We start from the raw sequence: 7,351 nt of genomic DNA on the forward strand, positions 1-7,351 counted from the left end.
TTGCAAAAAACTGACTATCTTAGCCGTACTATTATCCACCAAGCTATATAGTTTAGTTAAGTCGTTTTCAGCAAAAGCAAACTGAATTGGCCAGATCACGATATCAGCCGGGTATTCTCTTTCAGACAAACCTTTAACCGTCACACTGCGTTCAAATTGTTTGTATTCTAGCGCTGCGGTTTTTAGCAAATAACCTAAACCCGCTAAACCGACGACTAAACTCAAACCAATGATTAAGGCACTGGTTTTACTAATATTTTGCATTGTGTCACTCCTGTAATTTGTTATTTAGGCTGTCGCCGCCACTCTTGGTTCAACAGAATCATACTGCGCTTGCGGTTTAAACTTTGGTAAACCATATCCATATGGCCAACAATCCAAATACTAGAATTAACTCGGGATACCAGCAATACGTCGAAGTTTTCCAGAGTGACAAACCCGCTACGGCCCCCACGACTAAGAGTTATCCACCGACGTAATAACAGTAATGGTGCCCATTGACGTGTACATGGCAAAGAAAATAATACAGGCTATAGCAATTAGACATAACACAAAACTAAATTTGCTTTATTGCATAGATAAGATAAATATTAGTTTTCAATAAACGCTGGATTGTTTTAGATGACGACGCTAAAAAATCTGATCCAACTTGCTGCTTTACATTTCGGTGGCTGGACATTCATTAGGCCTATTCCATTTGCGTAATACTGATGCATTACCCTTGACTCTTTCTTGGCGCTGGTTTGTCGTTGCATTTATCAGTTATTTCGTCAGTGGTAGTCTTTTATCCTCTTTATCAACACAATCTCAGATTGTACCCATTTGGCTACCTGCAGGCATTGCACTGGTAGGCTGTTATATTTGGTGGTGGCGATTTTTTCCTGCTGTATTTATTGCCTCTTTGTTTTTTAATCTTAGCACCCACAATATTCAAGAATTGGCTCAAGTAAGCCAAGCGCTGTTAGCTGAAGTTACCTTAATTGCTTTAGGTGCCACATTACAGGCGATTATTGGAAGTGCTTGTCTCAAATATTGGTTTGGTAATCCGCTAGTTTTAAAGTCAGAAAAAGAAATCCTAGGATTTGTCGTTATAGTGGGTGTATTAGTTAACCTCATAGCCGCCAATTTTGGGGTTTTTGCATTGAGTCAATTTAATCCGTCCTATAACACTGATAATTACTGGCAGAACATGCTTGTATGGTGGATGGGAGATTCTCTGGGCGTCGTGGTAGGAGCTCCATTTATCCTCGCGCTGGTGGGCTTTAACGGCTTTGATTTACAAACACGCAAAAGTCGCTTGTTAATCATCAGTATCAGTAGCCTATTGTTTATTATGGTATCCCTTAGCACCTTGTTTTTTGCCAAATACAGCTATAACAATGCCTTAGCATTAGCCAAACGTGAACTCCAAGTCATTGACAATGGCCTACGTGGTGAAATCAGTAACAATCAATCTCAACTGCAACTTTTGTCACGATTTTTACAAACTAATCCTGAGCTTTCGCGCGAGGAATTTGCGGCATTTTCTAGTGAGCTCATTTCAGGACAGTCTGCCATCAAGGCCTTATATTGGAATCCCGTAATTAACCAACAAGACATTGGAAACTTTGTCGCTAAGTTGCAAACTATTTACCAACAGCCAATTATCATTAATGGCAATTCGCTCAGTGAAAATGATCCTATGGTCGTGGTGAAGTACATTAACCCTGAGCAGGGTAATGAAAATGCCATTGGTTTTAATGTATTTTCTAACCCTGAACGTAGGGCCGCCTTAGAAAAACCATTAAACCCATATTTTTTACGTGCCACACCCATTATTCAACTTGTGCAATCTAATGTCGCAGAAGCCGCCTATTTATTGTTTGCCCCTGTCTATGCAACTGAACAGAACAGTGACAGCAGTGATATAAATAAACCACAGGTGATCGGCTATGCCACCGGCGTGTTTTTGGTTGATCAGATGTTAACACAAGCCCTACGAACCGCAGTGAGTGATATTTTCTGGTACGAACTACAAGATAAAAATACTCAACAAGTATTTGCTGGGAACACTCAAGCAGGACAGAGCCAACTCAACAATGACGTGAATTTAATGACACTTACCTTTGACTTATCTGGTCAACATTGGCAAATGGAGCTGGTACCTAAACGTCCATTTTTAATCCATTATCAAAGTGATTTATCGACACTACTGTATATTTTTCAAATTCTTATAGTCGCGTTTTCGATTGCCTTTATTTTATTAATGAATAATAGACAGATGGTGTTAAATCATTTAGTCAATGAGCGCACTAATGATTTAGTCTTGGCCACCCAAGAAGCTAAAAAATCCAATTTAGCCAAAGGCCAGTTTTTGGCCAATATGAGTCATGAATTACGCACGCCATTAAACGCGGTACTTGGATTCTCACAATTAGCCAAAAAGGCCAATGACATTACAATTTTGCGCTCTTATCTCGATAAAATAGCCAGCGCCTCCACGACTCTTCTTGCTCTTATCAATGACATACTCGACTTCTCAAAAATTGAATCAGAAAAGCTCATACTTGAACAAACGCCATTTGACATGGATTTTTTATTAAAAAAAATCAATTCACTGTTTGAATCTAGTGCTAAACACAAACACATTGAATGGCAAGTGACAAATCACTTACCAGCAAATTTATGGTTGCTAGGTGACCCATTACGCTTAGAACAAATCATCACCAACATATGTAGTAATGCAATTAAATTTACCCATCAAGGTAAGGTTATATTGTCAGTAAACCTGCTGAATATGCCCAAAGAGCTTAACAATGGTACTTTTGTCACCTTACAAATATCGGTAAAAGACAGCGGTATTGGTATGAACGAAGAACAGTTGCAGAATCTATTTAGCGCGTTTACCCAAGCCGATAGCTCAACCACCCGCAAATTTGGTGGAACCGGTCTAGGCTTGAGCATTTCTAAAAAACTTTGTGAATTGATGCGAGGAAGTTGTACGGTCGAAAGTCAAGTAAATGTAGGAAGTGTGTTTACTTTCCAAGTTCCATTACAGCGATGTTCTGCCCCCAAAGCCTTCCCGCTGCCTACTCAAATTGATTTATCTGAGTTGGCTGGCAAACATATATTAGTAGCAGAAGATAATGAAATTAATCAGTTGGTGGTAACAGAAATGCTACGTAGTTTAGCCATCGAGACTGTTATCGTCGAAAATGGCCTACTTGCTGTAGAAGCGGCAACTACACAGCACTTCGATTTAGTGTTAATGGATTGTCAGATGCCTGTACTAGATGGTTATGAGGCGACCAAAAGGATCCGCCGTTTTGTCCATCTTCAGCAGCTTCCCATTATCGCACTTACTGCCGATGTCACCCAAGAAAGCAAAGATAACGCAAAAACTGCCGGTTTAAATGCCCATTTGAGTAAACCCATAAGCTTCGAAGAACTGACAACTTGCTTATTAAAATTCCTCGTAAAAGCTTAACTAAATTTTTGCCGCGAGCTCAGCTCCTTGCCTTATAGCCCGTTTAGCATCGAGTTCCGCTGCCACATCAGCTCCACCAATTAAATGGGTGGTGATATTTTGTGCCTGCAAACCTGCTTGTAATGCACGCAATGGTTCCTGCCCGGCACACAAAATTATATTATCCACCGCTAAACAACGGGCCTTGTCGTTAACGACAATATGCAAACCTTCATCGTCTATACGCACATATTCAACACCCGGTATCATTTGTACATTTTTTCGTTGCAAACTATTGCGGTGCACCCAGCCGGTAGTTTTACCTAGACCTTTACCCACCTTCGTCGTTTTGCGTTGCAATAAAAATATTTCACGTTCTGGTGCTTCGATATGAGCTTGCTTGAGGGCTCCAGGGTTTTGATAGTCTTTATCTATGCCCCAAGATTTAAGCCACTCTTCGGGTTTAACTGACAAAGACTCATGCTCAACTAAAAATTCTGCCACATCAAAACCAATTCCGCCGGCGCCAATAATGGCGACTGACTTACCAACAACTTTGTTATCTTTAAGTACATCTAAGTAATTAAGCACTTTAGGATGATCAACACCGGGCAAGGCTAAGTTTCTTGGCACTATCCCCGTAGCAAGAACGACCTGATCAAAACTTCCAGCGCTTAGACTGTCTACCGTCTGCTCAGTGCCAAGATGTAATTTCACGCCAGTTTGTTTTAATCGGTGAGTAAAATAACGTAAGGTTTCAAAAAATTCTTCTTTACCAGGTATACGTTTGGCGTAGTTAAATTGGCCGCCAATTTCACTGGCTTTATCAAATAAATGCACTTCATGACCACGCTCAGCGGCATAACAGCTAAAGGCTAATCCAGCGGGTCCTGCCCCAACTACGGCGAGTTTTTTCTTGTGGGTTGTCAGGGTAAAGTTAAGTTCGGTTTCATAACCTGCCCGTGGATTCACCAAGCAGGTAGCACGTTTTTTCTGAAAAGCGTGATCAAGACAAGCTTGATTACAGGCAATACAAGTATTGATTAATTCACTTTGGCCTTGTTTGGCTTTACGTGCGAAGTTTTCATCAGCCAATAAGGGGCGCGCCATCGACACCATATCCGCATGACCTTGGGCTAAGATACTTTCAGCAATCTCCGGGGTGTTAATACGATTAGTGGTCACCAGCGGCACCTTAACCTCAGTTTTCATGCGCTGAGTGATCCAAGTAAATGCCGCGCGCGGCACCATAGTGCCTATGGTAGGCACTCGAGATTCATGCCAGCCAATACCGGTATTAATAATGGTGACACCCGCCTCTTCGAGCAACTTGCCTAAAGCGACAACGTCTTGCCAGGGGCTGCCACCTTCAACCAAATCGAGCATAGATAGACGGAAAATAATGATAAATTTTTCACCTACTTGCTGACGTACTGCACGCACTATTTCTAAGGCAAAACGACTGCGATTGGCAAAACTACCGCCCCATTCGTCATCTCGTTGGTTAGTGCGTTCACACAAAAACTGGTTAATCAGATAACCTTCTGAGCCCATGATTTCCACACCATCATAGCCAGCCAGTTGAGCCATAGCGGCACAGTTAGCATAATCTTTAATGGTGCTATAAATACCTCGTACCGATAGTGCTCGAGGCTTAAAAGGAGTAATGGGTGACTTTAAGGCTGAGGGCGCTACGTTAATGGGGTGATAACCATACCGCCCTGTATGCAATATTTGCATGCAGATCTTGCCCTGCTGTTGATGCACCGTCTCGGTAATAATCTGATGTTTTTGCGCGTGGCCTTTATTGGTCATGCGGGCAGCAAAGGGATAAACCCAACCTTGACGATTGGGGCTAATACCACCGGTCACAATCAAACCTACTCCACCCGCTGCACGCTCGCCATAAAACGCAGCCAACTTAGCATAGCCGTTTTTTTCCTCTTCTAAGCCCATATGCATGGAGCCCATCAATATGCGGTTAGCTAAAGTGGTAAAACCTAGATCTAAGGGAGTGAATAAATGTGGAAAATGTGGAGTTTGCGACACAGGATTAGCTCTAAAGATAAAAGTATGCTGTGAGTTTATCTATATTAGGGCAAGAATTCACAAAAAATTACATTTCAGAATGTCTTATAGAGGTGATTTTAGATAGGATGCAAGTCTCTTTGTTTATTGGATAATGCAGTTATATGTCTACAGGAAATAGTTGGACTAAGTCACTTTTTGTCGGCTTGTGGTCAGTCCTCAATTTTTGCCGCAAATTATTTTTTAATCTTATTTTTATTGGCCTATTTTTATTACTGATGATTGGCTTATTTAGTGGTAATAATAAAGTTATGGTTCCTGCTGATTCAGCCTTAGTGCTTAAGCTAACGGGGAATCTGGTCATCGAGAAAACCGGCGTTGAACCCTTTGAAGAATTTATGCAACAAGCTTTTGAAGACGATAGTCAAGATAACGAAATTTTATTGCAAGACTTACTCTTAGCCATTGATAACGCTAAACAAGACAAGCGCATCAAAACCCTAGTTTTAGATCTACATCAACTTAATGGTGCCGGTTTAGACAAACTTGAACAGGTTGCTCAAGCCCTTAAAGGCTTTAAAGAAAGTGGTAAACCTATCTATGCCATTGGTGATTATTACACCCAGAATCAATATTATTTGGCTAGCCAAGCAGATCATCTCTATCTTAATCCTATGGGTTATATGCTGTTTGAAGGGTATGGGCGTTTTCCAACCTACTACAAATCAGCCTTAGAAAAACTCAAAGCACAAACCCACGTATTTAAGGTCGGCACTTATAAATCGGCTATCGAACCCTATATTCGTGACGATATGTCAGATGCAGCTAAAGAGTCTAACCAAGCTTGGTTAAACGCTATGTGGGCCCAATACAAAGACAGTGTTGCGACTGCCCGTGGTTTATCACCGCTTAACTTTGATGAAAAGTTAGATGATTTTATGGTGAAATTTGAGCAGGCAGGTGGTGATTTTGCCCAGTACGCTTTGCAAAATGGCTGGGTGGATGCGCTAAAAACCCGCGAACAAGCAAGACAAGAATTAGTCAGCCTAGTAGGCAAAGATGAATCTGGCATGAGTTTTAAACAAATCAGCTACCGTAACTATTTAAGTATTATTAGTCCCGCCGCCTACCCCTCGATGGGCAATAACATGGATAAAGTAGGCATAGTAGTAGCCAAAGGTTCGATCATGAATGGTAACCAGAAAGCCGGTGAAATTGGTGGCGACAGCACGGCTGAATTATTACGTAAAGCGCGTCAAGACGATTCGATTAAGTCAGTAGTGCTTTATGTGGATTCACCAGGAGGCAGTGCTTTTGCCTCAGAAATTATTCGTCAAGAAGTTGAAAACCTCAAAGCCGCTGGCAAACCAGTTGTAGCTGTAATGAGTACTTATGCCGCATCAGGCGGCTATTGGATATCCGCCAGTGCCGACCAAATTTGGGCAGCGCCAAGCACCATTACGGGTTCAATTGGCATATTTGGCATGTTCCTGACTTTCGAAAACACTTTAGATTATCTTGGTGTGCATACTGATGGTGTGGGTACGACGGACTTTTCAGGTTTTAGCGTGACTAAATCATTGGATCCCAAAATGGGCATCATCCTGCAACGTGGCATAGAACATGGTTATGATCAGTTTATTTCACTGGTAGCAGACAAACGCGACATGAGTAAAGAACATGTCGATACCATTGCCCAAGGCCGAGTTTGGATTGGTCAAACCGCCAAAGAATTAGGCTTAGTTGATGAAATAGGCTATCTGCAAGACGGTATTCAAGCCGCCGCACAACTAGCCAACTTAAGCCAATATGATACCTATTATGTTGAGCGCAACTTATCCGAACAGGAAATATTCTGGAAAAAGGTCTTTGGCCAAG

3 protein-coding genes and 1 pseudogene are annotated in these 7,351 nt (G+C 41.7%); 2 read left to right on the plus strand and 2 right to left on the minus strand.

Annotated elements, in window-relative coordinates; genetic code table 11:
• A pseudogene (locus tag AX660_RS04750) lies at positions 1–264 on the minus strand (SIMPL domain-containing protein); the annotation flags it as partial.
• Between the two features lie 433 nt (positions 265–697).
• On the opposite strand from AX660_RS04750, the gene AX660_RS04755 reads away from it, so the two are divergent.
• Positions 698–3,466, plus strand: a complete 2,769-nt coding sequence (locus tag AX660_RS04755; RefSeq protein ID WP_068373278.1) for an ATP-binding protein — start codon at positions 698–700, stop codon at positions 3,464–3,466.
• Here AX660_RS04755 and AX660_RS04760 read toward each other — a convergent pair whose 3' ends face one another.
• Complete coding sequence (locus tag AX660_RS04760) at positions 3,467–5,494, minus strand: NADPH-dependent 2,4-dienoyl-CoA reductase (protein ID WP_082768737.1); 2,028 nt, start codon at positions 5,492–5,494, stop codon at positions 3,467–3,469. It lies immediately after the preceding gene.
• A 143-nt stretch (positions 5,495–5,637) separates the two neighbouring features.
• Between AX660_RS04760 and sppA the strand changes: the two genes are divergently transcribed.
• Positions 5,638–7,351 (plus strand): signal peptide peptidase SppA (sppA, locus tag AX660_RS04765; RefSeq protein WP_068373284.1); only part of this gene is annotated, 1,714 nt, incomplete at its 3' end.

The organism is Paraglaciecola hydrolytica, from assembly GCF_001565895.1.
GTDB classification, from domain to species: Bacteria; Pseudomonadota; Gammaproteobacteria; order Enterobacterales; family Alteromonadaceae; genus Paraglaciecola; species Paraglaciecola hydrolytica.